At 72.7% G+C, this 25952-nt stretch carries 24 protein-coding genes, 2 pseudogenes and 1 riboswitch; of the genes and pseudogenes, 22 read left to right on the top strand and 4 right to left on the bottom strand.

Going from position 1 to position 25952, the window contains the following annotated elements; all coding sequences use genetic code 11:
* Positions 1–98: 98 nt before the first annotated feature.
* The 10 genes and pseudogenes from ACZ5GT_RS25485 (at position 99) to ACZ5GT_RS25440 (ending at position 9612) form a co-directional block, all read left to right on the top strand.
* Positions 99–1517, top strand: coding sequence for an RsmB/NOP family class I SAM-dependent RNA methyltransferase (locus ACZ5GT_RS25485; protein WP_469030569.1), 1419 nt, complete (start codon positions 99–101; stop codon positions 1515–1517).
* A 205-nt stretch (positions 1518–1722) separates the two neighbouring features.
* Entirely contained in the window at positions 1723–2409 is a 687-nt protein-coding gene (gene rpe, locus ACZ5GT_RS25480; protein ID WP_469030562.1) for a ribulose-phosphate 3-epimerase, read from the top strand.
* Between the two features lie 90 nt (positions 2410–2499).
* A complete protein-coding gene (locus ACZ5GT_RS25475) occupies positions 2500–3543 on the top strand; it encodes a sugar-binding transcriptional regulator (RefSeq protein ID WP_469030559.1) in 1044 nt (347 codons plus the stop codon).
* A 42-nt stretch (positions 3544–3585) separates the two neighbouring features.
* Positions 3586–3690: pseudogene (locus tag ACZ5GT_RS25470) on the top strand (guanyl-specific ribonuclease); the annotation flags it as partial.
* Positions 3687–4001 (top strand): barstar family protein, encoded by a 315-nt coding sequence (locus tag ACZ5GT_RS25465; protein ID WP_469030556.1) that lies wholly within the window; start codon positions 3687–3689, stop codon positions 3999–4001. The pseudogene ACZ5GT_RS25470 and the gene ACZ5GT_RS25465, both read left to right, overlap by 4 nt.
* A 130-nt stretch (positions 4002–4131) precedes the next feature.
* The gene (locus ACZ5GT_RS25460; protein ID WP_469030650.1) at positions 4132–5574 is read left to right on the top strand and encodes a GuaB1 family IMP dehydrogenase-related protein; all 1443 of its coding nucleotides are present in this window, start codon (positions 4132–4134) and stop codon (positions 5572–5574) included.
* A 113-nt stretch (positions 5575–5687) separates the two neighbouring features.
* Positions 5688–6140: an Lrp/AsnC family transcriptional regulator gene (locus ACZ5GT_RS25455; RefSeq protein ID WP_351884364.1), complete on the top strand. Its 453-nt coding sequence runs from the start codon at positions 5688–5690 to the stop codon at positions 6138–6140.
* Between the two features lie 149 nt (positions 6141–6289).
* Positions 6290–6532 (top strand): annotated as a pseudogene (locus ACZ5GT_RS25450) (MFS transporter); the annotation flags it as partial.
* Between the two features lie 488 nt (positions 6533–7020).
* On the top strand, positions 7021–7809 hold the full coding sequence (locus tag ACZ5GT_RS25445; protein WP_469030551.1) for a carbon-nitrogen hydrolase family protein: 789 nt from the start codon (positions 7021–7023) through the stop codon (positions 7807–7809).
* A 90-nt stretch (positions 7810–7899) separates the two neighbouring features.
* Positions 7900–9612, top strand: coding sequence for a flavin monoamine oxidase family protein (locus ACZ5GT_RS25440; RefSeq protein ID WP_469030546.1), 1713 nt, complete (start codon positions 7900–7902; stop codon positions 9610–9612).
* On the opposite strand, the gene ACZ5GT_RS25435 is transcribed toward ACZ5GT_RS25440, so the two are convergent.
* A complete protein-coding gene (locus tag ACZ5GT_RS25435) occupies positions 9613–10317 on the bottom strand; it encodes a DUF5995 family protein (protein ID WP_469030543.1) in 705 nt (234 codons plus the stop codon).
* A 167-nt stretch (positions 10318–10484) separates the two neighbouring features.
* A complete protein-coding gene (locus tag ACZ5GT_RS25430; RefSeq protein WP_469030536.1) occupies positions 10485–11864 on the bottom strand; it encodes a uracil-xanthine permease family protein in 1380 nt (459 codons plus the stop codon).
* A 211-nt stretch (positions 11865–12075) separates the two neighbouring features.
* Here ACZ5GT_RS25430 and ACZ5GT_RS25425 point away from each other — a divergent pair, with 211 nt between their 5' ends.
* Positions 12076–12534: an acyl-CoA thioesterase gene (locus ACZ5GT_RS25425; protein WP_469030530.1), complete on the top strand. Its 459-nt coding sequence runs from the start codon at positions 12076–12078 to the stop codon at positions 12532–12534.
* Here the strand turns inward: ACZ5GT_RS25425 and ACZ5GT_RS25420 are convergent.
* On the bottom strand, positions 12494–13705 hold the full coding sequence (locus tag ACZ5GT_RS25420; RefSeq protein WP_469030527.1) for an MFS transporter: 1212 nt from the start codon (positions 13703–13705) through the stop codon (positions 12494–12496). The genes ACZ5GT_RS25425 and ACZ5GT_RS25420 overlap by 41 nt on opposite strands.
* A gap of 160 nt (positions 13706–13865) precedes the next feature.
* On the opposite strand from ACZ5GT_RS25420, the gene ACZ5GT_RS25415 reads away from it, so the two are divergent.
* The 11 genes from ACZ5GT_RS25415 (at position 13866) to ACZ5GT_RS25365 (ending at position 23977) form a co-directional block, all read left to right on the top strand.
* Positions 13866–15080 (top strand): ROK family transcriptional regulator, encoded by a 1215-nt coding sequence (locus tag ACZ5GT_RS25415; protein WP_469030522.1) that lies wholly within the window; start codon positions 13866–13868, stop codon positions 15078–15080.
* A gap of 181 nt (positions 15081–15261) precedes the next feature.
* Entirely contained in the window at positions 15262–16017 is a 756-nt protein-coding gene (locus tag ACZ5GT_RS25410) for an SDR family oxidoreductase (RefSeq protein WP_469030517.1), read from the top strand.
* A gap of 256 nt (positions 16018–16273) precedes the next feature.
* Positions 16274–16404: riboswitch (FMN riboswitch) on the top strand.
* A gap of 147 nt (positions 16405–16551) precedes the next feature.
* Complete coding sequence (locus tag ACZ5GT_RS25405; RefSeq protein WP_469030512.1) at positions 16552–17157, top strand: riboflavin synthase; 606 nt, start codon at positions 16552–16554, stop codon at positions 17155–17157.
* Positions 17154–17795: a nicotinamide riboside transporter PnuC gene (gene pnuC / locus ACZ5GT_RS25400; RefSeq protein ID WP_469030507.1), complete on the top strand. Its 642-nt coding sequence runs from the start codon at positions 17154–17156 to the stop codon at positions 17793–17795. The genes ACZ5GT_RS25405 and pnuC overlap by 4 nt, the downstream gene beginning before the upstream one ends.
* The gene (locus tag ACZ5GT_RS25395) at positions 17792–19138 is read left to right on the top strand and encodes a bifunctional 3,4-dihydroxy-2-butanone-4-phosphate synthase/GTP cyclohydrolase II (RefSeq protein ID WP_469030501.1); all 1347 of its coding nucleotides are present in this window, start codon (positions 17792–17794) and stop codon (positions 19136–19138) included. Before pnuC ends, ACZ5GT_RS25395 begins: the two co-directional genes overlap by 4 nt.
* Before the next feature lie 25 nt (positions 19139–19163).
* Positions 19164–19649, top strand: coding sequence for a 6,7-dimethyl-8-ribityllumazine synthase (gene ribH, locus ACZ5GT_RS25390; RefSeq protein ID WP_360750950.1), 486 nt, complete (start codon positions 19164–19166; stop codon positions 19647–19649).
* A 34-nt stretch (positions 19650–19683) separates the two neighbouring features.
* Entirely contained in the window at positions 19684–19956 is a 273-nt protein-coding gene (locus ACZ5GT_RS25385) for a phosphoribosyl-ATP diphosphatase (protein WP_007491392.1), read from the top strand.
* 87 nt (positions 19957–20043) lie between these two features.
* Positions 20044–20892 carry an ATP phosphoribosyltransferase gene (gene hisG / locus ACZ5GT_RS25380; protein ID WP_469030488.1) on the top strand — a complete coding sequence of 283 codons (849 nt, stop codon included), beginning with the start codon at positions 20044–20046 and terminating at the stop codon, positions 20890–20892.
* Positions 20893–20904: 12 nt separating this feature from the next.
* Entirely contained in the window at positions 20905–21360 is a 456-nt protein-coding gene (locus tag ACZ5GT_RS25375) for a PH domain-containing protein (RefSeq protein ID WP_469030483.1), read from the top strand.
* Between the two features lie 209 nt (positions 21361–21569).
* The gene (locus tag ACZ5GT_RS25370; protein ID WP_469030478.1) at positions 21570–22895 is read left to right on the top strand and encodes a hemolysin family protein; all 1326 of its coding nucleotides are present in this window, start codon (positions 21570–21572) and stop codon (positions 22893–22895) included.
* Positions 22892–23977: a hemolysin family protein gene (locus ACZ5GT_RS25365; RefSeq protein WP_469030474.1), complete on the top strand. Its 1086-nt coding sequence runs from the start codon at positions 22892–22894 to the stop codon at positions 23975–23977. The genes ACZ5GT_RS25370 and ACZ5GT_RS25365 overlap by 4 nt, the downstream gene beginning before the upstream one ends.
* 22 nt (positions 23978–23999) lie before the next feature.
* On the opposite strand, the gene ACZ5GT_RS25360 is transcribed toward ACZ5GT_RS25365, so the two are convergent.
* On the bottom strand, positions 24000–25859 hold the full coding sequence (locus tag ACZ5GT_RS25360; protein WP_469030470.1) for an AAA family ATPase: 1860 nt from the start codon (positions 25857–25859) through the stop codon (positions 24000–24002).
* Positions 25860–25952: the final 93 nt, after the last annotated feature.

Below are 25952 nucleotides of genomic sequence, written 5' to 3'. Positions count from 1 at the left end.
CAACGGCGAGGCGAACAGGGCGGGGAAGGCGAGGTGGGGCACCCGGGCCGACGTACGCTTGACGGGTATTCCCGCCTGACATCCGGAGCACCTTTTTCGTGAGCGACCAGCCCCGCCGCCCCCGCAAGCCCTACCGCCGGCCCAAGAAGGACCCCGTCCGCATCCTCGCCTTCGAGGCGCTGCGGGCCGTGGACGAGCGGGACGCGTACGCCAACCTCGTCCTCCCGCCCCTGCTGCGCAAGGCGCGGGAGAAGGAGGGGCCCGACCGGTTCGACGGGCGGGACGCGGCGCTCGCGACCGAGCTGGTGTACGGCACGCTGCGCCGGCAGGGGACGTACGACGCGATCATCGCCGCCTGCGTGGACCGGCCCCTCAGGGAGGTCGACCCGCCGGTGCTCGACGTGCTCAGTCTCGGCGTGCACCAACTGCTGGGGACGCGGATCCCCACGCACGCCGCCGTCTCCGCCTCCGTCGAGCTCGCCCGCGTGGTGCTCGGCGACGGGCGGGCCAAGTTCGTCAACGCGGTGCTGCGCAAGGTCGCCCAGGACGACCTCGCCGGGTGGATCGAGAAGGTCGCCCCGCCCTACGACGAGGACCCCGAGGACCACCTCGCCGTCGTGCACTCGCACCCGCGCTGGGTGGTCTCCGCGCTCTGGGACTCGCTCGGCGGCGGCCGGGCCGACATCGAGGAGCTGCTGGAGGCCGACAACGAGCGGCCCGAGGTGACCCTGGTGGCGCGCCCCGGCCGGGCCACGACCGGGGAACTGCTCCAGGAGGAGGCCGCCGTGCCGGGGCGCTGGTCGCCGTACGCCGTGCGGCTGGCCGAGGGCGGCGAGCCCGGCGCGATCGAGGCCGTACGCGAGGGCCGCGCGGGCGTGCAGGACGAGGGCAGCCAGCTCGTCGCGCTGGCCCTGGCCAACGCGCCGCTGGAGGGGCGGGACGAGAAGTGGCTCGACGGGTGCGCCGGGCCCGGCGGCAAGGCCGCGCTGCTCGGAGCGCTCGCCGCCGAGCGCGGGGCCGTGCTGCTCGCCGCCGAGAAGCAGCCGCACCGGGCGGGGCTGGTGGCCAGGGCGCTGCACGGCAACCCGGGGCCGTACCAGGTGATCGCCGCGGACGGGACCCGGCCGCCGTGGCGCTCAGGCTCCTTCGACCGCGTGCTGATGGACGTGCCCTGCACCGGGCTCGGCGCCCTCAGGCGGCGGCCCGAGGCGCGCTGGCGTCGCCGTCCCGAGGATCTGGACGGGTTCGCGCCGCTGCAGCGCGCCCTGCTGGACACCGCGCTGGAGTCCGTGCGCGTCGGCGGGATCGTCGGCTACGCGACCTGCTCCCCGCACCTCGCGGAGACCAGGGCCGTCGTCGACGACCTGCTCAAGCAGCACCCCGACGCCGAACTCGTCGACGCCCGCCCGCTGCTGCCCGGCGTGCCGGACCTCGGCGCCGGTCCCGACGTGCAGCTGTGGCCGCACCGGCACGGGACCGACGCCATGTACCTGGCGCTCATCCGCAAGACCGGCTGACCCGCCCCGCCCGCGCCCGCTCCGCACCGCCCGCGGCCCGCTCCGCACCGGCCGTGAGCGGGGCCGGGCCGTCCGTGGCCGGGGGTGCCGGGACGCCCCGGCGGAGCGGCCGGCGCCCGGGGCGCCGAGGCGGTACCACACCCGGGAAACGGCCTGCGTCAGCACCGGCGCGAACAAACGTGCCCGGACATGGCAGGCTTGGGTCATGGCCGTGCAGATCAACCCCAGCATCCTGTCCGCCGACTTCGCCCGCCTCTCGGACGAGGCGAAGGCGGTCGACGGAGCCGACTGGCTCCACGTCGACGTCATGGACAACCATTTCGTCCCGAACCTCACGCTCGGCGTGCCGGTCGTGGAGTCCCTGGCCCGTGCGACGGACACCCCGCTGGACTGCCATCTGATGATCGAGGCACCTGACCGGTGGGCGCCCCAGTACGTCGAGGCGGGGGCCGGTTCGGTCACCTTCCACGTCGAGGCGGCCACCGCTCCGGTCCGGCTCGCCCGCGAGATCCGGGCCAAGGGCGCCCGTGCCTCCATGGCGCTCAGGCCCGCGACGCCGATCGAGCCGTACGAGGACCTCCTCCCCGAACTCGACATGCTGTTGATCATGACGGTGGAGCCGGGTTTCGGCGGCCAGGCGTTCCTCGACATCATGCTGCCGAAGATCCGCCGCACCCGCGAGCTGATCAGCAAGCACGGTCTGGAGCTGTGGCTCCAGGTGGACGGCGGTGTCTCGGACGGCACCATCGAGCGCTGCGCCGAGGCGGGCGCGGACGTCTTCGTGGCGGGATCCGCGGTGTACGGGGCGGCCGATCCGTCCGCTGCGGTCCGTGCGCTGCGCGAGCGGGCCGAGGCGGTGACCGCGCAGGCGTCGTGGGCGTGCGGCCACTGAACCGACCACTGAACCAAGGGAACGTGAACGCCGTCCATCAGGGCGGATCGACCGCGCCGGATCTGACAGGATGAACGGCGAATCCAGAGTGTGAACAGCAGTGAGGAGATCGCCGTGTCGGGTATGTCGGCGGGCCGGTCAGCAGTGCGGATGGGACCCGCTGAGCTGGTGCAGGCGGCGGCCATGGCCCGCCGCTTCTACCTCGAGGGCAAGTCCAAGATCCAGATCGCGGAGGAGTTCGGCGTCAGCCGCTTCAAGGTGGCCCGGGTCCTGGAGACGGCCCTCGAACGGGATCTCGTACGCATCGAGATCCGCGTCCCGGCCGAGCTGGACGCCGAGCGCTCGGACGCGCTGCGCGCCCGCTACGGCCTCAGGCACGCCGTCGTGGTGGAGTCGCCCGCCGAGGCCCAGGAGTCGCCGGACCCGGAGAACCTCGGCGAGGTGGCCGCCGACCTGCTCGGCGAACTGGTGAACGAGGGCGACATCCTCGGCCTCGCCTGGGGCCGCTCCACCATCCACATGGCCGCGGCCCTGGACCGGCTGCCGCCGTGCACGGTGGTGCAGCTCACCGGGGTGTACGACGCCGGGACCGCCGAGCGCGGCTCGGTGGAGGCCGTGCGCCGTGCCGCCCAGGTCTCCGGCGGCGACGCGCACCCCATCTACGCGCCGATGCTGCTGCCGGACGCGGCGACCGCGGCGGCGCTGCGCCACCAGACGGGGATCGCGCGGGCCTTCGAGTACTTCGACAAGGTCACGGTCGCCTGCGTGTCCATCGGCTCCTGGGAGCCCGGCATCTCCACGGTGCACGACATGCTCAGCGACGAGGAGCGGGCGCACTACGCCTCGCTCGGCGTCGCCGCCGAGATGTCCGCGCACCTCTTCGACGCCGAGGGCCGCCGCATCGGACGCGACCTCGGCGAGCGGTGCATCACGGTCAAGGCGGACCAGCTCCGCCGCATCCCCGAGGTGGTCGCGATAGCAGGCGGGCAGCGCAAGGCGGCCGCGATCGACGCGGTGCTGCGCTCCGGGCTGGTCACCAGCCTGGTGACGGACACCTCGGCGGCGGACTACCTGATGACGGCCGGCTCCCCGCCCAAGCCCGCCCTCAACAGGACCGACCCCGACGGCCCCTGACGACACGTCAGGCCCACAAGGACCGGCACACCTCGTCACGCGCCGGGCCCACGCGACCGCGGGGCCCGGCGCGTTGTCATGAGACGCGGCGGCGGGATCTACTACACCGGCGATCACCACAACCCCCACAGGACGGTGCTGAGATGACGGAACACGTCGTCACGCTGGACCTCGACGGCGTCACGGACAAGGCGGGCCTGATGGACCGCTGCGCCCGCGCGCTGGACCTGCCCGACTGGTTCGGGCGCAACTGGGACGCCCTCGTCGACAGTCTCTCCGACCCCACCGTCTGGCCCGAGGGCGCACCGGAGCGCGGGCTGCTGGTCGTCGTGCGGAACTGGCGGCCGTACGCCGAGGCACGGCCCGCGGAGTGGCGGACCGCGCGGGAGGTGTTCGCGCAGGCGGTGGACCGTGCGCCGGAGCTGTCCGTGGCGCTCGCCCTTGGAGGATCCTCCTGACCCGCCCCCACCTGCTCGGACGATCCGACCGGGCAGCGCACGGCGGCCGCCATGGGACAATGAAGTACGTGCTCTTCCCCCTGGCTGACCTGCCCGGGGGCCACCTCTGAACGACTGGGATGTGCAGCACGTGCGTTTCCTCAACGACGTCCAGCCCGCGTACGACCTGACCTACGACGACGTGTTCATGGTCCCGAGCCGCAGCGCGGTCGGTTCCCGGCAGGACGTCGACCTCAGCTCCCCGGACGGCACGGGCACCACGATCCCGCTGGTCGTCGCCAACATGACCGCCATCGCCGGCCGCCGCATGGCGGAGACGGTCGCCCGGCGCGGCGGGCTGGTGGTCATCCCGCAGGACATCCCGATCGAGGTCGTCACCGACGTCGTCGGCTGGGTGAAGAGCCGTCACCTCGTGCTGGACACCCCGATCGTGCTCACCCCGCACCAGACCGTCGCGGACGCGCTGTCGCTGCTGCCGAAGCGCGCGCACAACGCCGGTGTGGTCGTCGACGAGGGCGGCCGGCCCGTCGGCGTGGTCACCGACCGGGACCTGACCGGCGTCGACCGCTTCACCCAGCTCGCGGTCGTCATGTCCAAGGACCTGCTGCTCCTGGAGGACGGCATCGATCCGCGCGAGGCCTTCAACACCCTCGACGCGGCCAACCGCCGCTACGCCCCCGTGGTCGGCCCGGACGGCCGCCTCGCCGGCATCCTCACCCGCAAGGGCGCGCTGCGCGCCACGCTGTACACGCCGGCCACCGACGCGCGGGGCAAGCTGCGCGTCGCGGCCGCGGTCGGCATCAACGGCGACGTGGCGGGCAAGGCCGAGCAGCTCCTCGACGCGGGCGTGGACACGCTCGTCATCGACACCGCGCACGGCCACCAGGAGTCGATGATCAGCGCGATCAAGCTGGTGCGCGACCTCGGCCCGCGGGTGCCGCTGGTGGCCGGCAACGTCGTCGCCGCGGAGGGCGTGCGCGACCTGATTGAGGCCGGCGCGGACATCGTCAAGGTCGGCGTCGGCCCCGGCGCCATGTGCACCACCCGCATGATGACCGGCGTCGGCCGGCCGCAGTTCTCGGCGGTGCTGGAGTGCGCGGCCGAGGCGCGCAAGTACGGCAAGCACGTGTGGGCCGACGGCGGCGTCCGCCACCCGCGCGACGTGGCGATGGCGCTCGCCGCCGGAGCGTCCAACGTGATGATCGGCTCCTGGTTCGCGGGCACGTACGAGTCGCCGGGCGACCTCCAGCAGGACGCGGACGGCCGGCTCTACAAGGAGTCCTTCGGCATGGCGTCCTCCCGCGCGGTGCGCAACCGCACCTCCGAGGAATCGGCGTACGACCGCGCCCGCAAGGCGCTGTTCGAGGAGGGCATCTCCACCTCCCGCATGTACCTCGACCCCGCCCGCCCGGGCGTCGAGGACCTGATCGACTCGATCATCGCGGGCCTCCGCTCCTCCTGCACCTACGCCGGCGCCGGCTCCCTGGAGGAGTTCGCCGAGAAGGCCGTCGTCGGCATCCAGAGCGCGGCCGGCTACGCGGAGGGCAAGCCGCTGCACGCCAGCTGGAACTGAACCGGACCCGGGCGGTCTCCGGGGGTCCGGCGGACGTCGGGCTCGTGTTCTACTTCCGGTACGGCCACCGCCGTCCCGTCTCACCGCGCCAGAAGTGAAGTGAACCGCCCGCAGTGCTGAACGAACTCGACGAACGCATCGTGCACGCCCTCGCCGAGGACGCCCGCCGCTCCTACGCGGACATCGGGCAGTCGGTCGGCCTGTCCGCGCCCGCCGTGAAGCGGCGCGTGGACAGGCTGCGCGCCACCGGGGCCATCACCGGCTTCACCGTACGGGTGGATCCGTCGGCCCTCGGCTGGGAGACCGAGGGGTTCGTCGAGATCTACTGCCGCCACAACACCTCGCCGGAGACCATCCGACGGGGCCTGGAGCGCTACCAGGAGGTCGTCGCCGCGTCGACCGTCACCGGCGACGCGGACGCGATCGTGCAGGTCTTCGCCTCCGACATGCGGCACTTCGAACGGGTCCTGGAGCGCATCGCCGGGGAGCCGTTCGTCGAGCGCACCAAGTCTGTGCTGGTGCTGTCCCCGCTGCTTCGCCGCTTCTCGTCGGGTTCGCCGACGTAGGGCGCCGCGATGATCGGCGGACGCGCGCGCCGGGCCTGTCCAGCATCGGTGACATGACCTGGCGCCATTGATCCCCCCGCCGTGCCTCCCGAGGGCCGCCTCGGACGCCGTACCCCCGGCATCCGATCCGTCCCTGCGGGAAGGCCCAAATGACACGCACCCCTGTGCGCGCGCCCGCCGGCGTCCGGCGGCTCACGGCCACGCTGTACGGCTACGCGTTCCTCGACGACTTCGTCCTGCTCTACCCGGTGTACGCGCTGCTGTTCAGCGACACCGGACTGTCCGTCTGGCAGATCTCGTCCCTCTTCGCCCTGTGGTCGGCCACCGGCGTCCTGCTGGAGGTGCCCTCCGGGGCCTGGGCCGAGGCCGTCTCCCGGCGGCTGCTGCTGTGGCCTGACGTCGGTCACAGGCCTGGGCACCGAACTCGCCACGATCGTCGTCTTCGCCGGCTACGCGGCCGTCGCCACGCGGACCACCCACGGCACCGCGTTCGCGGTGTCCGCCGCGCCGTACCTGATGACGGCCGCCCTGCTGGCCGTCACCCGCTCCTCGCAGCGCGAGAAGACCGCCCCGTAGTCACGGGTCTGTGCGGGTCTGTGCGGGGGTCTGCATCGAATCGCGGCCGGACCGGGTTCGCGGTGTTCGCCGAGCGCTACTTGGTGACGGCCCTGCTTCTGACCCTCACCCGCACGAACGGCACCCCGTGACCGCGCTTTCCGCGCCCGGAAGGGAGGGCGTGCAACGAATCGCCGCCGCACCGCCGTTCCGCGCAACGATCGGCCCGGCGGTGCGCAACGGCTGCTTCTTGTCCGGCCGAGGACGCCGAACGTACCGTCTTTCTGGCCCCCCGACCCCCCTTCCGTACCGGTGAGGAACACCCATGCGCACCGCCCTGCTCCAGAGCTCCGGCCGTCCCGGATCGGTCGAGGAGAACCTGGAGGTCCTCGACGAGGCCGCGGGCCGTGCCGCCGCCGCGGGCGCCGGGCTGCTGGTGGCGCCGGAGATGTTCCTGACCGGGTACGCGATCGGCGACGACATCGCCCGCCTCGCCGAGCCCGCCGACGGCGCCTCGGCGGAGGCGGTCGCCGGCATCGCCGGGCGGCACGGCGTGGCGGTCGTCTACGGCTACCCCGAGCGGGCCGGCGATGCCGTCTTCAACTCCGCCCAGCTGGTCTCCGCCGGCGGCGACCGCCTCGCCCACTACCGCAAGACCCACCTCTTCGGCCCCTTCGAGCGCGCCCACTTCACGCCGGGCGAGCAGCCGGTGGTGCAGGCCGAGCTGAACGGCCTCCGCGTCGGCCTCATGATCTGCTACGACGTGGAGTTCCCGGAGAACGTCCGCGCCCACGCCCTCGCCGGCACCGACCTCCTCGTGGTGCCGACGGCGCAGATGCACCCGTACCAGTTCGTCCCCGAGTCGCTGATCCCGGTGCGCGCCTTCGAGAACCAGATGTACGTCGCGTACGTCAACCGGGTCGGCCGGGAAGGGGAGTTCGACTTCGTCGGCCTGTCCACGCTGGCCGGACCCGACGGAGTCGCCCGCACCCGGGCCGACCGCGGCGAGGAACTCGTCCTCGCCGACGTCGACCCGGCCTTCCTGGACGCCTCCCGCGCGGCCAACCCGTATCTGACGGACCGCCGCCCGGGCCTGTACGGGTCCCTCGTCTGACGCGGTCCGGTTCCTGTCGTCCGCCCCGTTCGCCCTTCCCCGCTCTTCTCTCTTCTTCTCTCTTCTTCTCGCGCAAGGAGTCCGCACCCCATGACGTCCACGGTGCCCAACGCCGTCGAGCACGCAGCCGAGCAGCAGCCGCCGATCACCATGTTCGGCCCGGACTTCCCGTACGCGTACGACGACTTCCTCGCCCACCCGGCGGGCCTGGGTCAGATACCCGCGACCGAGCACGGCACCGAGGTCGCGGTGATCGGCGGCGGCCTGTCCGGCATCGTGGCCGCGTACGAGCTGATGAAGATGGGCCTGAAGCCGGTCGTCTACGAGGCGGACCGGATCGGCGGGCGGCTGCGCACCGTCGGCTTCGAGGGCTGCGACCCCTCCCTCACCGCCGAGATGGGCGCGATGCGCTTCCCGCCGTCCTCCACGGCGCTGCAGCACTACATCGACCTGGTGGGCCTGGAGACCCGTCCCTTCCCCAACCCCCTCGCCGAGGCCACGCCTTCGACCGTCGTGGACCTCAAGGGCGAGTCGCACTACGCCGAGACGATCGACGACCTGCCGCAGGTGTACCGGGACGTCGCCGCGGCCTGGAACGCGTGCCTCGAGGAGGGCGCCGACTTCTCCGCGATGAACCGCGCCCTGCGCGAGCGCGACGTGCCCCGCATCCGCGAGATCTGGGCGAGGCTGGTCGAGAAGCTCGACAACCAGACCTTCTACGGCTTCCTCTGCGACTCCGAGGCGTTCAAGTCCTTCCGGCACCGCGAGATCTTCGGCCAGGTCGGCTTCGGGACGGGCGGCTGGGACACCGACTTCCCCAACTCCATCCTGGAGATCCTGCGCGTCGTCTACACCGAGGCCGACGACCACCACCGCGGCATCGTCGGGGGTTCCCAGCAGCTGCCGCTGCGCCTGTGGGAGCGCGAGCCGGAGAAGATCGTCCACTGGCCGTACGGCACCTCGCTGAAGTCCCTGCACGTGGACGGCGAGCCGCGCCCGGCCGTGACCCGGCTGCACCGCACCGCCGGCAACCGCATCACCGTGACGGACGCGAGCGGCGCCATCCGCACCTACCGGGCGGCGATCTTCACCGCCCAGTCCTGGATGCTGCTGTCGAAGATCGCCTGCGACGACTCGCTGTTCCCGATCGACCACTGGACGGCGATCGAGCGCACCCACTACATGGAGTCCAGCAAGCTGTTCGTGCCGGTCGACCGGCCCTTCTGGCTCGACAAGGCCGTCGACGACAAGGGCGACCCGACCGGCCGGGACGTCATGTCGATGACGCTCACCGACCGCATGACCCGCGGCACCTACCTCCTCGACGACGGCCCGGACCGGCCCGCCGTCATCTGCCTCTCCTACACCTGGTGCGACGACAGCCTCAAGTGGCTGCCGCTGTCCGCGAACGAGCGGATGGAGGTCATGCTGAAGTCGCTCGGCGAGATCTACCCGAACGTCGACATCAGGAAGCACATCATCGGCGACCCGGTGACCGTCTCCTGGGAGAACGAGCCCTACTTCATGGGCGCGTTCAAGGCCAACCTGCCCGGCCACTACCGCTACCAGCGGCGGCTGTTCACCCACTTCATGCAGGACCGGCTGCCCGAGGACAAGCGGGGCGTCTTCCTCGCCGGCGACGACATCTCCTGGACGGCCGGCTGGGCCGAGGGCGCGGTCCAGACCGCGCTGAACGCGGTCTGGGGCGTCATGCACCACCTCGGCGGCGCCACCGACGCGTCCAACCCGGGCCCCGGAGACGTCTACGACGAGATCGCCCCCGTGGAACTGCCGGAGGACTAGCTAGCCACGGCCCCGGCGGCAGTCCGCCAGCGGTGTGAGGAGGATTCGGCCCGCGAAGCCGACCGCCGCGTCGAGGCGTTCGGTGAACTCCTCGGCCACGTCGGGCACCCGGCGCAGCGCCCAGAGGGCACGCGCCGCCGACCAGGTGGCCTCGCGGGCGCGCTCCAGGCTCCACGAGCCGAGCAGGTGGGTGAGCGGGTCGGCGATCTGCAACAGGTCCGGGCCCGGCATCAGGTCCTCGCGGACCCGCTCCTCCAGCGAGACGAGGAGGTCGCCCACGCGGTCGAACTCGTCCTCCAGGTCGGCCGGTTCGCAGCCGAGCGTACGGCAGCTGTCCACGACGGCGAGCGCCAGGTCGTGGCCGATGTGCGCGTTGACGCCCGCCAGCGCGAACTGCAGCGGCCGTACGCCGGGGTGGCGGCGGAGCTGGAACAGGGGCCGCCAGCAGGCCGGTGGCCGCCGCCCGTCCGCCACCGCGTCGACGGCGGCGAGGTAGCGCTCGGCGAACCGCACATCCAGCGTGATCGCCGCCCGCCGGTCCCCGAACCGCCCGGCGTCGATGGACCGGTCGACGGCTTCGGTGACGGTGAGGTAGACGCGGTTGAAGACCGCGACGCCGTCCCGCTCCGGCAGGGCCGCGTCCAGGGCGCGCATCCGGGAGACGACCGCGTCGACGGGAGTGGTGAACTGTTCGCTTCGCGCCATGCCGGAAGCGTCCCAGGCTCAGCCCGGCCCGGGTGGCGGCGGACCCGGCGCTTCGCCGGAACGGGGGAACCCGCCCGCCGCGTGGGAGGGGAGCAGCACCTTGCCAGGCCCCACGTACCCGCCGCCACCCGGCTCTTACGGGCGGGGGCCTTCAGACCGTCGTACGCCTACGAGGCGGCCTCGTCGTAGGAGGACGTGCCCTCGTCGAGCAGTGGCTCCTGCGGCTTGAGGTGGGCGGGCGCGAGCGCGCGCAGCGCGTGGTAGCCGGTGATGACGACCAGGGTGCCGAGCGCGATGCCGCTGAGCGAGAAGGTGTCGGTGAACTTCATGGTGACGTTGCCGACGCCGATGATGATGCCCGCCGCGGCCGGCACCAGGTTCAGCGGGTTGCGCAGGTCCACCTTGGCGTTGAGCCAGATCTGCGCGCCGAGCAGGCCGATCATGCCGTACAGGATGACCGTGATGCCGCCGAGCACACCGCCCGGGATCGCGGCCACCACCGCGCCGAACTTCGGGCACAGGCCGAACAGCAGCGCGAAGCCGGCCGCGGCCCAGTAGGCGGCGGTGGAGTAGACGCGGGTGGCGGCCATCACGCCGATGTTCTCGGAGTAGGTGGTGTTGGGCGGGCCGCCGACCGCGGTGGACAGCATGGAGCCGATGCCGTCGGCGGAGATCGCCGTGCCCAGCTTCTCGTCCAGCGACTCGCCGGTCATCTCACCGACCGCCTTGACGTGTCCGGCGTTCTCGGCGACGAGGGCGATGACGACCGGCAGGGCCACCAGGATCGCCGACCACTGGAACGACGGGCCGTGGAAGGACGGCAGCCCGAACCAGTCGGCGTGGGAGACGCCGGAGAGGTCCAGGCGCCAGTGGTCGGTGATCTTCCCGCTCGCGTCGGCCGAGTGGATGCGGCCGAAGATCCGGTCGAACGCCCAGGAGGCGGCGTACCCGAAGACCAGGCCGAGGAAGATCGCGATGCGGGACCAGAAACCGCGCAGGCCGACCACCGCCAGACCGGTGAACAGCATCACCAGCAGGGCGGTCCACTGGTCCTGCGGCCAGTAGGTGGAGGCGGTGACGGGCGCGAGATTGAAGCCGATCAGCATCACGACCGCGCCGGTGACGACCGGCGGCATCGCGATGTGGATGATCCGCGCCCCGAAGCGCTGCACGGCGAGTCCCACCAGGAACAGCGCGACGCCGACGACGAACACGGCGCCGGTGACGGTGGCGCTCGTACCGCCCTGTGCCCGGATGACGGCCGCCACGCCCACGAAGGACAGCGAGCAGCCCAGGTAGCTCGGGACCCGGCCGCGGGTGGCGAGCAGGAAGATCACGGTCGCGACGCCCGACATCATGATCGCGAGGTTGGGGTCCAGGCCCATCAGGACCGGGGCCACGAAGGACGCGCCGAACATCGCCACCACGTGCTGGGCGCCGAGTCCGACCGTGCGGGGCCAGGAGAGCCGTTCGTCGGGGCGTACCACCGCTCCGGGCGCGGGCGTACGCCCGTCTCCGTGCAGCTTCCAGCGCACGCCGAGGTCCATGATGGGGTTTCGCTTTCTCTGTACTGTGCAGCTTGTTCCGGACCCATTGTCGGTGGTGCCGGCCGTCCACCCGCACCCGCCCCACCCCGACGCCCCTCGCCCGGCCGCCTGACCAGGCCCTTCCCGGCGGTGCATGCTGAGCATCCGCTTAGGATGGAGTGCACCCCGAGGCGCCCCGGCGCCGCACCAGCAACGCTCAGGAGCCCAGCCCGTGACCGCCGAAGCCCCGACCGCCCCCGCCCTGTCCTACGGCCGGCTGATCCCCGTCACCGTCCACTTCGACGACCTGGACGCGCTCGGCCTGCTGCACAACGCCCGCTACCCGCTGAAGGTCGAGCAGGCGTGGACCGAGCTGTGGCAGGGGCACGGCATCCACTTCGAGGGCGACTGGGCGGCGGCCGGCGACGCCTGCAACGCGGTCAAGGAACTCCGCGTCACCTACGAGGCGCCCGTCACCCGGCCCGGCACGTACGCCGTCCACCTGTGGCTGGAGCGGCTGGGCACCACGGGCCTGACCTACGGCTTCCGGTTCTGCTCGCCGGACGGCTCGACGACGTACGCGCGCGGCACCCGTGTCCTGGTCCGGCTGGACGCCGAGACGCTGCGGCCGGCGCCGTGGAGCGAGACGTTCAGGGCCGCGGGTCGGGAACTGCTGCGCCCGGAGAGCTGACCCTCGCACGGTCCCGCTCGCCGGGGCGCAGCACCCCCGCGAAGGCCACGAGACCGAAGGCCAGCACCGTCACCAGCCCGAACGACACCGTCAGGCTGGTCGCCTGGGCCAGCCCGCCGATCGCGCTCGGCGCGACCAGGCCCGAGGTGTAGGTGATGGTCGCGACGCCCGCGATGGCCTGGCTGGGGTTCGGGCCGCTGCGCCCCGCCGCCGCGAAGCACAGCGGCACGACGACCGCGATGCCCAGGCCCACCAGGGCGAACCCGCCGATCGCCACCGCCGGGTGACCGGCGGCGACGATGAGCGCTCCGCCGAGGACGGCGAGAGCGCCGCCGGCCCGGACGGTGCGCACGGCGCCGCAGCGGTCGACCACCGCGTCGCCCACCAGCCTGGCGATCGCCATGGTGAGCATGAAGCCGGTCGTGCACGCGGCCGCCAGACCCGCCGAGCTCTCCAGCCGGTCGCGCAGGTAGACCGCCGACCAGTCGAGGCTCGCGCCCTCCGCGAACACCGCGCAGAAGCCGACCGCGCCGATCAGCAGCGCCGACCGGGGCGGCAGGGTGAACCGCGGCGGCGGCTCCTCGTCCTCGGCGGGCTGCAGGTCGAGCACCCAGCGGCAGGCCAGCACGCCCAGCAGGGTGAGCACCGCCGCCGCCAGCGCGTGGTGCAGCCGGGCGTCCGAGCCCAGGTGCGCGGCGAGCGTGCCGGCCGCCGAGCCGATCAGCGCGCCCACGCTCCACATGCCGTGCAGGCCGGACATGATCGACTTGCCGAGCATCCGCTCGACCTCGACGCCGAGCGCGTTCATGGCCACGTCGGCCATCCCCGCGGTGGCCCCGTACGTGAACATCGCCAGGCACAGCGTGAGCAGGTTCGGCGAGAGCGACGGCAGGACCAGCGACACCGTCCAGGCGGCGAGCAGGGCGCGCAGGGTGGTCCGGCTGCCGAAGCGGTGGGTGACACGGCCGGCCAGCGGCATCGCGCAGGAGGCGCCGAGCGCCGTGAAGGCCAGGGCGAAGCCGAGCTGACCCGCGCCGAGCGCGGCGTGGTCCTGGATCCACGGCACCCGGGTCGCGAACGAGCCGGTGACGGCGCCGTGCACCGCGAACACCGCCGCCACCGCGTACCGGGCGTGCCTCACCTCGCGCTGGTCGTGGACCACGTCCTTCATTCTCCGGCCCTCCCGCACTCCCGGCCCATGGCTGCTGTTCCCCCGGCGCCGTAAACTATCAGGAACCCTGCCTGATAGATAGAGCGCAATCAGCCCCGCACGACGACCGGAGGCGCCGACCGCGTGCCGCGCCCCCCGGCGCATCTGGAAGGATCCCGGCATGCCCGCGTCCCCGAGCACCGCCCGGGCCATCAACGACCGGCTCGCCCTGCGTCTGCTCCAGCAGGAGGGCCCGTTGACGGCAGGGCAGTTGAAGCAGCTGACCGGCCTGTCCCGGCCCACCGTCGCCGACCTCGTCGAACGGCTCACCGCCTGCGGTCTGATCACCGTGGTGGGGGAGGCGGGCGAGGCGCGCCGAGGCCCCAACGCGAAGCTGTACGGCATCGTCGCCGACCGCGCGCACCTCGCGGCGCTGGACATCCGCACGGAGAGCGTCGCGGTGCTGGTGTCCGACCTGGTCGGCCGGGTGCTGGCCGAGGCCTCCGTGCCGATCGGCGGCGGCACCGGGACGGGCACCGCCGTGGAACGCGCGGTCACCCTGGTCGAGCACGCGCTGAAGGAGGCCGACGCCGACCGGCTGCACACCGTCGGCATCGGCGCGCCCGGCCTGATCGACCCCGCCGGCGGCGAACTCCGCGACACCACCGGCCTGCCCGCCTGGCACCGCAGCCTGGTCGCGGCCCTGCAGCAACGGCTGCCCGGGGCCCGGGTCAGCGTCGAGAACGAGACCAACCTCGCCGCGCTGGCGGAACAGCGCGACGGCGCGGCGCGGGACCGCGACACCTTCGTCCTGCTGTGGCTCGGCCACGGCACCGGCGCGGCCGTGGTCCTCGACGGCGCCCTGCGCCGCGGCGCCTCCGGCGGCACCGGCGAGATCGGCTTCCTGCCGGTGCCGGGCACGGCCGGCCTGCCGTCTGCCACGGACTGCGAGGGCGGCTTCCACTCCCTGGCCGGCGCCGCGGCGGTCGCCCGGCTGGCGGAGGAGTACGGGCTGACGGCCGGGGCGACGGGGCACGAACCGCGGGCCGCCGGGGCGGTACGGGAGGCGGTGCGCCTGGTGGCGGCACCGCCCGCCGGGCCGGGGCCCGCCGCGCCGGCCGCAGCGGACTTCCTCGACGCCCTCGCCGGCCGGCTCGCCGTCGGCGTCGCCTCCGTCGTGTCGATCCTCGACCCCGGTTGCGTGGTGCTGGGCGGCGAGATCGGGCAGGCCGGCGGCGAGGCGCTGGCCGGCCGGGTCGCCCGGCGGCTGCGCAGGATGTCGCCGCTGCCCACGGAGGTACGGCCCAGCACCCTGGGCGGCGGCGCGGTCCTGCGCGGGGCGCTGCTGACGGCCCGGGACCGCGCGCAGGACGAACTGTTCCCGCCGGCGCGCTGAACGACGGCGGGCCTGAACGAGCGGCGAGCAAGCGCGATGGGGGGCCTGTGCGACGGCGGGTCTGAGTCACGGCGGGCATGTGCGACCGGGGGCGTGTCACGTTTCGCGGGGGCCGGTCCGTCCCAGTCGGAGGAAGGGCGCTCCGTCCGGGGGCGTCCGGCGTCCGAAGGGACTCGACAGCATGACCACGATCCTGGTGACCGGCGGTACCGGAACCCTCGGCCGGCTCGTCACCGAGCGGCTGCGGGCGGACGGCCACGAGGTACGGGTGCTCAGCAGGCACGCCGAGCCGTACGCCGTGGACCTGCGTGCGGGCGGCCCCGGCCTGGACCGGGCCGTCGACGGCGTGGACACGATCGTGCACTGCGCCACCTCCCAGACCGGCGGGGACGAGAAGGCGGCCGGGCACCTGATCGCCGCGGCACGGCGGGCCGGGGTGGGCCATCTGGTCTACATCTCGATCGTCGGCGTCGACCGGGTGCCGTTCGGCTACTACCGGACCAAGCTCGCCGTGGAGCGGCAGATCGAGCAGTCGGGGCTCGGCTGGACCGTGCTGCGGGCGACCCAGTTCCACGACCTGCTCGTGACCGTCCTCGGGTCCCTGGCCAGGCTGCCGGTGATGCTGCTGCCGGCCGGGGTGCGGGACCAGCCGGTGGAGGTGGCGGAGGTCGCGGACCGCCTCGCCGAGCTGGCCCTCGCCGCACCCGCCGGGCGGGCCGCGGACATGGGCGGCCCCGAGGCGCGCACCGTCGAGTCGCTGGCCCGCGCGTACCTGCGGGCGACGGGCCGCCGGCGGGCGGTGGTGAACGTCCCCCTGTGGGGCAAGGCCTACCGCGCCTTCCGCTCCGGCGGCCACCTCGCCCCGCAACAGGTCGTGGGCAAGGGCACCTTCGAGGACTTTCTGGCCCGGCGCTTCGGCGACGGCCGGCGGGGCTGAGGTGTCTGAGGACGGGCGTTGACGGGGCTGAGGGCGCTGAGGGGCTGACGGGGCCCGCCGCCGGGCCGGTCGTCCGGGTCCGGCCGCGAGGAATCCGCCGGAATCCGCCAGAATCCGCGAGGAATCCGTGAGGATTTCGTAAGGGATCCGCGAGGATGCGGCGAATCCGGCGGGCGCCCGTGTGAGCCACTCCACAGCCCCTCACCCAGATGGACGCCGATGGGGCATGGCACACTGAGCCTGTACCTTTTAGCAGCAGCGCACTCCGGGGTCGGTGAAAGTCCGAACCGGCGGTTACAGTCCGCGACCCGGCCGCCTCCAGCGGCCGGTTGACCAGGTGAAATTCCTGGACCGACGGTTAAAGTCCGGATGGGAGGCAGTGCGCGGCGGGCGGGCATTCGTGCGCGCCGCCGTACCGGTTCGTCCAAGTCGACGAACCCCGTCCGGCGTCGCCCCCGGTGTTCCCGTTCGTACATTCTGTCGTCTCGACAGCCCCGGAGTCCGTGCCCGAATGAGGCAGGGAGGACCCGGGAAGTGTTCACCGGAATCGTCGAAGAGCTGGGTGAAGTCACCGCCGTCGAGAACCTCGGCGACGCCTCCCGTTTCCGGCTGCGCGGCCCCGTCGTCACGGACGGCGCGAAGCACGGCGACTCCATCGCCGTCAACGGCGTGTGTCTCACGGTCGTCGAGCACGAGGGCGACGAGTTCACCGCCGACGTCATGGCCGAGACCCTGAACCGCTCCAGCCTGGGCGCCCTCACCGTCGGTTCCCGTGTCAACCTCGAACGTCCCACCGCCGTCGGCGCGCGCCTCGGCGGGCACATCGTGCAGGGCCACGTCGACGGCACCGGCGAGGTACTGGAACGCAAGCCGTCCGAGAACTGGGAGATCGTCAAGATCTCGCTGCCCGCCGAACTCGCCCGCTACGTCGTCGAGAAGGGCTCCATCACCGTCGACGGCATCAGCCTCACCGTCGTGGACGCCGGCTCCGACCACTTCACCGTCAGCCTCATCCCCACCACCCTCGCCCTGACCACGCTCGGCCGCAAGCAGCCCGGCGACCCGGTCAACCTCGAGGTCGACGTCGTCGCCAAGTACGTCGAGCGGCTGCTCGCGGCCGGTCAGGGGGCCACCCGGTGAACTGGCTCAACTCCGAGGCCTTCACCCTGCTCGGCCAGCACATCATCTGGTCGGACACCATCGGCAACATCCTCGGCCTCATCACCCTCGCCCTCGGCTGGCGGCGCTCGCTGCTGACCTGGCCGGTGCAGTTCCTCTCCGGCATGGTCCTCTTCATCGCCTTCTACGGCCACCTCGCCGGCAGCGCCGGCAAGCAGGTCGTCGTCATGGTCGTCGCCCTGTACGGCTGGTGGCGGTGGAACCGCGACAAGGACCGCTCAGGGGACGGCCAGATCGTGCCGCGGTTCGCCACCTGGCGCGAGCGCGCCGCCATGGCCGGCGCCGCCGCCCTGGGCACGGTCGCCGTGGCCCTGCTCTTCAAGGCCTACCCGTCCCTGTCCTGGGACCCCTGGCCGGACGCCTACATCTTCGTCGGCACCGTCGTCGCCATGTACGCGCAGGCCCGCGGCATGGTCGAGTTCTGGTTCGCCTGGCTGCTCGTCGACGTGGTCGGCGTGCCCCTCAACTTCGCCAACGGCTACGCCTTCTCCGGCTTCGTCTACGTCATCTACGGCGCACTCGTCCTGTGGGGCATGCGCGACTGGTGGCTGCGCTCCCGCGAGGACGCGCGGCCCGTCATGGAAGGAGCGCCGGCATGACCACGGCACCGATCCTGTACGGCACGGACAGCACAGACGGCATCGAGGACTGGTCGCTCGACCCTGTCGAGCAGGCCATCGCCGACATCGCGGCCGGCCGCCCGATCGTCGTCGTCGACGACGAGGACCGCGAGAACGAGGGCGACCTCGTCGTCGCCGCCGAGAAGATCACCCCCGAGATCGTCGCCTTCATGATGAGCGAGTGCCGCGGGCTGATCTGCGCGCCCATGGAGGGCGAGGAACTGGACCGGCTGAAGCTGCCGCAGATGGTCGAGGACAACACCGAGTCGATGAAGACCGCCTTCACCGTCTCCGTCGACGCCTCCGCCGCCCACGGCGTGACCACCGGCATCTCCGCCGCCGACCGCGCCACCACGCTGCGGCTGCTCGCGGGCGGCGAGGCCGAGCCCGCCGACCTGGTCCGCCCCGGCCACGTCTTCCCGCTGCGCGCCCGGCCCGGCGGCGTGCTCGTCCGCGACGGCCACACCGAGGCAGCCGTCGACCTGGCCCGCCTGGCCGGCCTGCGCCCGGCCGGTGCGATCGTCGAGATCGCCGGGGAGGACGGCCGCATGCTGCGCCTGCCCGAGCTGTTCCCCTTCGCCCGCAAGCACGGCCTGACGATCATCTCCATCGAGGACCTGATCGCCTACCGCCGCGCCGCCGAACACGCGGGCGTTCCCGCGCAGCAGACGCCCGCCGCCGAGCCCCTCGTCCGCCGCGAGGCCGAGACCCGCCTGCCCACCGTGCACGGCACCTTCACGGCCTTCGGCTACCGCTCCACCGCCGACGGCGTCGAGCACATCGCCCTCGTCCACGGCGACATCGGCGACGGCGAGGACGTCCTGGTGCGCGTCCACTCCGAGTGCCTGACCGGCGACGTCTTCGGCTCCCTGCGCTGCGACTGCGGCCCCCAGCTCGACGCCGCCCTGGACCGCGTCCACGCCGAGGGCCGGGGAGTGGTGGTCTACCTGCGCGGCCACGAGGGCCGCGGCATCGGCCTGCTGTCCAAACTGAGGGCGTACGAACTCCAGGAGCGCGGCCGCGACACCCTCGACGCCAACCTGGAACTCGGCCTGCCCGCCGACTCCCGGGACTACGGCGCCGGCGCCCGGATCCTGCGGGACCTCGGCGTGCGCAGCGTGCGCCTGATGACCAACAACCCCGAGAAGACCGACGCGCTGCTGCGAGGCGGCCTGCGCGTCACCGGCCGCGAGCCGATGCCCGTGCAGGCCGGCGAGCACAACCTCCGCTACCTGCGCACCAAGCGGGACCGGATGGGCCACGACCTGCCCTGGCTGGAGACGGCCGGCGCGGGCACGGCGACGACCTGCAGCAACCAGTGAGAACACACCGAGGAGACACGAGAACGTGAGCGGCAAGGGCGCACCGGAACTGTCCGTACGCAACGTGGGCGACCTGCGGGTCGCCGTCGTCGCGGCCCAGTGGCACGAGAAGGTGATGGACGGTCTGGTGGACGGCGCCCTGCGCGCCCTGCACGACCTCGGGATCGACGAGCCGACCCTGCTGCGGGTACCCGGCAGCTGGGAGCTCCCGGTGGTCGCCAAGGTCCTCGCCGGCCGCGGCTACGACGCGGTCGTCGCCCTCGGCGTCGTCATCCGCGGCGGCACCCCCCACTTCGACTACGTGTGCCAGGGCGTCACCCAGGGCCTCACCCAGGTCTCCGTCGACACCGGCGTGCCCGTCGGCTTCGGCCTGCTGACCTGTGACACCGAGGAGCAGGCGCTGGACCGGGCCGGCCTTCCGGGCTCCAACGAGGACAAGGGGCACGAAGCGGTGACGGCGGCGGTGGCCACCGCTGCCACCCTCCGCTCAGTATCCGAACCCTGGCGCTGAGGAACCCCGGCTTGCGCGTAGGGTAAGGACCACCATGTCCAAGAAGACGTTCGAGGAGCTCTTCACCGAGCTCCAGCACAAGGCCGCCCACGGCGATCCCGCCACCTCCCGCACCGCAGAACTGGTCGGCAAGGGCGTCCATGCCATCGGCAAGAAGGTCGTCGAAGAGGCCGCCGAGGTCTGGATGGCCGCCGAGTACGAGGGCAAGGAGGCGGCCGCCGAGGAGATCTCGCAGCTGCTGTACCACGTCCAGGTGATGATGGTCGCCCGCGGGATCTCCCTGGACGACGTCTACGCCCACCTGTAGCCCCCGGTCCCCTCGGGCCCCCAGCTCCGTCAGACACGCACCACCCACGTCACCCCGTCACGCCATCACGCAAAGGAAGCCGACCTCATGCTGCGCATCGCCGTCCCCAACAAGGGTTCCCTGTCAGGCCCTGCGGCGGAGATGCTGCATGAGGCCGGCTACCGGCAGCGCCGGGAGTCCAAGGAGCTCAGGATCGTCGACCCGGTGAACGAGGTCGAGTTCTTCTACCTGCGCCCCCGCGACATCGCGATCTACGTCTCGTCCGGCCGCCTCGACATCGGCATCACCGGCCGCGACCTGCTGATTGACTCCGGAGCCAAGGCCGAGGAGATCCTCCCGCTGGGCTTCGCCCGCTCCACCTTCCGCTACGCCACCAAGCCGGGCACGGCGAACGGCGTGCGGGACCTGACCGGCATGACGGTCGCCACCTCCTACGAGGGGATCGTCGCCGGGCACCTCGCCGACAACGGCATCGACGCCTCCGTCGTCCACCTCGACGGCGCCGTCGAGACCGCCATCGAACTCGGCGTCGCCGAGGTCATCGCGGACGTCGTCGAGACGGGCACCTCCCTGCGCAACGCCGGCCTCGAGGTCATCGGCGAGCCGATCATGCAGTCCGAGGCCGTCGTCATCCGCCGCGTCGGCGCCGACGCCGAGGAGCCCAAGGTGCAGCAGTTCCTGCGCCGCCTGCAGGGCGTCCTGGTGGCCCGCACGTACGTGATGATGGACTACGACTGCCGGGTCGAGCAGCTGGAGAAGGCCGTCGACCTGACTCCCGGCCTGGAGTCCCCGACGATCTCCCCCCTGCACAACGAGGGCTGGGTCGCCGTCCGCGCCATGGTGCCCGCCAAGGACGCCCAGCGCATCATGGACGACCTGTACGCGATCGGCGCCCGGGCCATCCTGACCACCGCGATCCACGCCTGCCGTCTCTGAGAGGCCGCGCAGATGTCCGACCTGCCCGCTCTCCCCGTCACGTTCCGGCCCGGCCACACCAGGATCGTCCTGCTCAGCGCCGGTGCCGCGATCTTCGCCGTCATCACGACGGTCGCGTTCCTGCTGGAGCAGCTCAGCTCCGGCGAACGCCTCAGCTTCATCCTCACCGGGGCGATCCTGTTCGCGGTGCTCGCGCTGCTCGCCCGGGTGAAGGTCGTCGCGGACGAGTCCGGGGTGACCGTCGTCAACATCGTCAGCAGGCGGCGCCTGGACTGGGCGGAAATCGTCCAGGTCAACCTCCGCCCCGGCGACCCCTGGGTCTTCCTCAACCTCAGCGACGGCACCAGCCTGCCCGCGCTCGGCATCCAGCCGGGCATCGCCAGGCAGCGCGCCATCGCCGACGCGCGGGCCCTGCGCGCGCTGGCCGACGCCCGCTGTGCCAGGGATCCCGAGCCGCCTCGGGGCTGACTCGGGGCGTTCACCCGCGTTCACCCTGCCGTCCGGACCCATGTCTTGATTAATCTGTTGGGGGAGACGTCGTTCGAGACGTCTCCGCCGCGACGGGCCCGCCGGCCCGTCGGAGGCTTCCTGCTACCCGAGGAGTGACTCCCTCCAGCGATGGACGGATCGTCCTGTAGTACCTGCGCCGCCACCTCCCGGCCCTTCGAGGCGGCGGCATGACCATCCCCCTGCTCCTGCTCTCCGCCGCCTTTCTGCTGATCCTCGCCAACGGATTCTTCGTGGCCGCCGAGTTCGGCCTGGTCACGGTCGAACCCACGGACGCCGAGAAGGCCGCCGCCGAGGGCGACCGACGGGCCCGCACGGTCGTCGATTCGCTGAAGGAACTGTCCTTCCAGCTCTCCGGCACCCAGCTCGGCATCACCATCACCTCCCTCGTCGTCGGCATGCTCGCCGAACCGGCGCTCGCCGAGCTGCTGCACGGCCCGTTCACGGCCGTCGGCCTGCCCGCGGGCGCGGTGTCCGGCATCGCCGTGGTGGTCGGCATGCTGCTGGCCTCCGCGGTGCAGATGGTGATCGGCGAGCTCGTGCCCAAGAACTGGGCGGTGTCCCGGCCCCTTCAGGTCGCCCGGTTCGTCGCGGGCCCGCAGCACGTGTTCGCGCGCCTGTTCCGCCCGGTCATCGCCGTGCTGAACGCGGTCGCCAACCGGCTCGTCCGCACACTCGGCGTCGAACCCACCGCCGAGCTGGCCTCCGCCCGCACCCCCGGCGAGCTGGTCTCCCTCGCCCGGCACTCCGCGCAGGCCGGCGCCCTGGAGCAGGACACCGCCGACCTCTTCGTGCGGACCCTCTCCCTCGGCGAGCTGACCGCGCAGCACGTGATGACCCCGCGCGTGAAGGTGAGCGCGCTGCAGTCCTCGGCGACCGCCGAGGACGTGGTCAACCTCACCCGCGCCACCGGCCTGTCCCGCTTCCCCGTGTACCGGGAGAAGATCGACGAGGTCGTCGGCATGGTCCACCTCAAGGACGCGCTGGCCGTCCCGGCGGCGGACCGGCTGCGCACGCCCGTCTGCGACATCGCGCGCCCGGCGCTGCTCGTCCCCGAGACCCTGCCGGTGCAGCCCCTGCTGGGGCGGCTGCGCAGCGAGCAGCCCATCGCCGTCGTCGTCGACGAGTACGGCGGCACGGCGGGCGTGGTGACCCTGGAGGACATCGTCGAGGAGCTCGTCGGCGAGGTCCGCGACGAGCACGACGGGCAGGACCTGCCCGAACTCGCGGCCGCGCCGCCGGAGGACGGCCGCCCCGCGTGGGACGCCGACGGCAGCTGCCGGGTCGACATCCTCCGCCGCATCGGCCTCGACGTGCCCGAGGGACCGTACGAGACCGTCGCCGGTCTGGTCGCCGACCTGCTGGGCCGGATCCCGGCCGTCGGCGACAAGGCCGAACTGCCGGGCTGGCGGCTGACGGTGCGCCGGGTCGGCCACTACCGCGCCGAGCGGGTCCGGCTGGTCAGGACCGGCCCGGTCATGGAGGTCGTCCGATGAGCGTGCTGCAACTGCTGTTCGCCGGGCTGCTCGTGCTCGCCAACGGCTTCTTCGTCGGCGCCGAGTTCGCGCTGGTCTCGGTGCGCCGCAGCCAGATCGAGCCACTGGGCACGGCCCGGGCCCGCCAGGTGCTGTACGGGCTGGAGCGGCTGCCGCAGATGATGGCCGCCGCCCAGTTCGGCATCACCGTCTGCTCGCTGACCCTGGGCGCGGTCGCCGAGCCGACGGTGGCGCACCTGCTGGAGCCGGTCTTCGCCTGGGTGCGCCTCCCCGAGGGGATGATCCACCCGCTCGGCTACGTCATAGCGCTCGTCGCCGTCGTCTTCTTCCACCTCGTGGTCGGCGAGATGGTCCCGAAGAACCTCGCCATGGCGGCCCCGGAGAAGGCGGCGCTCTGGCTCAGCCCCGGTCTGGTCGCGTTCGCCCGCCTGTGCAGGCCCGTCACCGTCGCGCTCGGCGCCTGCGCCCGGGGCATCCTGCGGCTGTTCCGCGTCGAGCCGAAGGACGAGGTGGAGGCCGTCTTCACCAGTGAGCAGCTCAACCGGCTGGTGGAGGACTCCGGCCAGGCCGGCCTGCTGGACCCGGAGGAGCAGGAGCGTCTGGAGGACGCGCTGGAGCTGGGCTCCCGCCCGGTGACGGACGTGCTGCTGCGGCGCGAGTCGCTGATCACGGTCAGCCCCTCGGTCACGCCGGGGGAGATCGTGCGGCTCACCGCCCGCACCGGCTACTCCCGCTTCCCCGTCGCCGCGGACACCGGCGCCTTCATGGGCTACCTGCACGTCAAGGACGTCCTCGACCTGGAGGACTCGGAACGGGCGGTGCCGCAGCAGCTGTGGCGTCCGATGACGACGCTCCGCTCGGACCTGCCCCTGGACGACGCCCTGACCGTGATGCGCCGCGCGGCGACCCACCTCGCTCAGGTGGCCGACGCCTCCGGCAGGGTGCTCGGCCTGGTCGCGCTGGAGGACGTGCTGGAGCTGCTGGTCGGCGAGGTACGGGACCCGGCGCACCGGGACCTGCCCGAGGTGAAGGTGACGGAGCCGCGCGGGAGCGGGGCCCCGGAGCAGGCGCTGGCCGGCTGACCGACGGGCGGGGCCGCGGGTGTCACGTCGCCGACGGATCCTGCGGCCCCCGCCCCGACAGCACCTCCCCGTACGCCTGCATCAGGTCCGGCAGCCGCAGCGTCGCCAGATCGTCCCGCGACGGCGTCCCCGGGTACGTCGTGAGGCGCAGGTCCCGGTAGGCGCAGCTCTTCTCGTACAGCGTGCGCAGGAACCGCCCGTTGCCCAGTTCGTCGATCCAGCCCTGGTCCACGACGTGACCGGCGATCGAGCGCAGCTCGTCCAGGGCCTCCTCGTCCCACGCGTCGCCGTTCTCCGCCGCCAGCACCTCGCCGATCGCGGTCAGTTCGAGGGGGCGGTAGGACGGGAAGTCGACACGGCTGGTGAAGCGGGAGGACAGGCCGGGGTTGGCGGCCAGCAGGCGGTCCATGCCCTCGGGGTAGCCGGCCAGGATCACCACCAGGTGGTCGCGGTTGTCCTCGGCCCGCTTCAGCAGCACCTGCAGCGCCTCGTCGCCGTAGGCGTCGCCCTTGCCGTAGCCGGAGTTGGACAGCGAGTACGCCTCGTCGACGAAGAGGACCCCGCCGATCGCGGAGTCGATCAGCTCGTTCGCCTTCACCGCCGTCTGCCCCAGGTACTCGCCGACCAGATCGGCGCGCTGCGCCTCCACGAGGTGGTCGCCGCCGAGCAGGCCGAGGGCGTAGAAGACGCGGCCCAGGATGCGGGCCACCGTGGTCTTGCCGGTGCCGGAGGGACCGGAGAAGACGAAGTGCCGCTTCGGCGGCTGGACCGGCAGCCCCTGCGCGGCCCGCAGCCGCGCCATGTTCAGCTGCGCGGACAGCGCCTTCACCTGACGCTTCACCGGCTCCAGACCCACCATGCGCTCCAGTTCGGCGAGCGCCTCCTCGAGCAGCACCGGATCGGTCGGGCCGGCGGGCAGCGTGGACGCCGCCGCGTTCTTCTCGCGCACCGCCGGATCGGTCACCGTCGGCAGGGGGCCGGCCGGGGGCAGGTCGGCGTCGGGAAGACGGAGGTCACGGCCCTCGATGCCGAAGAGCGGGTCGAGGGTGTCCGGTCCCTCCAGGGCGTCCTGGCCGCCGGAGAGCGTGATCGCGGCGAGGTCGGCCGACTCGTCGTAGCCGTCGCCCTCGGCGATCGCCGCGAGCCGTGCCGAGGTGTCCATGAAGGCGGGGTCGACGCGGTGCACGGCCCGGTACAACGGGAGGGCGGCGGCGCTGCGGCCGGTGCCCTCGTGCGCCCGGGCCAGCCAGTACCGCAGCTCCTTGCGCTGCGGCTGCTCGCTGCGGCAGCGCATCAGGGCCGCCGCCAGCAGGGGCTCGGCCTGGCCGTACATCTCCAGCCGGACCCGGGCCATGCCGCCGAACAGGCCCGCCTCGATGCCGAGCAGGGAGTCGTCGATCAGCGGGTCGGTGTGGCGGACCAACTGTTCCCAGTCCTTGACCAGGTAGGCGCGGCAGGCGTGCAGGAAGCGGACCTGGGGGTCGGTGTCCACGGGCGGCAGTCCGGCGAGGGCCCGGTCCAGCTCCGGGACGTGGCGGCCGTCGAGCCAGTGGGAGGCGTGCGCGAGCAGCAGGTCGCGTGGGCTCTCAAGCACCGGCTGCACCCACCAGCCCAGCCAGTACCAGGAGTTGAGGGCCCGACGGTGCCGGGCGCGCTGCTCGCCGAAGCGTTCGCGGTGCCGGAACATCCGCAGCAGGGCGGTCGTCGTGTCGACGCGCAGCGCGTGCAGCCCCAGCCAGCCGTCGGCCATCCCGGGGTCCATCCGCACCGCGGCCCGGAACTCCTCCTCCGCCTGCGGGTAGGCCCCCATGGTGTAGGCGTCCACGCCTCGCAGCCAGGCGAGGTCGGCCGGGGCCTCGGGGCCCCGCGTGCCGAAGTCCATCACGTCCCCCACAAACCGTGCCCCCGTCGGTTCACCGCCGGGCCGTCGCCCGTCGGCCGCCTTGGTCCAACGGCTGTGCCGCGGACCGGAGTT

The sequence above is a fragment of the Streptomyces sp. NPDC031340 genome, from assembly GCF_055569945.1.
The sequence above is the reverse complement of the archived record's forward strand: the minus strand, read 5'-3'. Positions and strand labels throughout refer to the sequence as shown.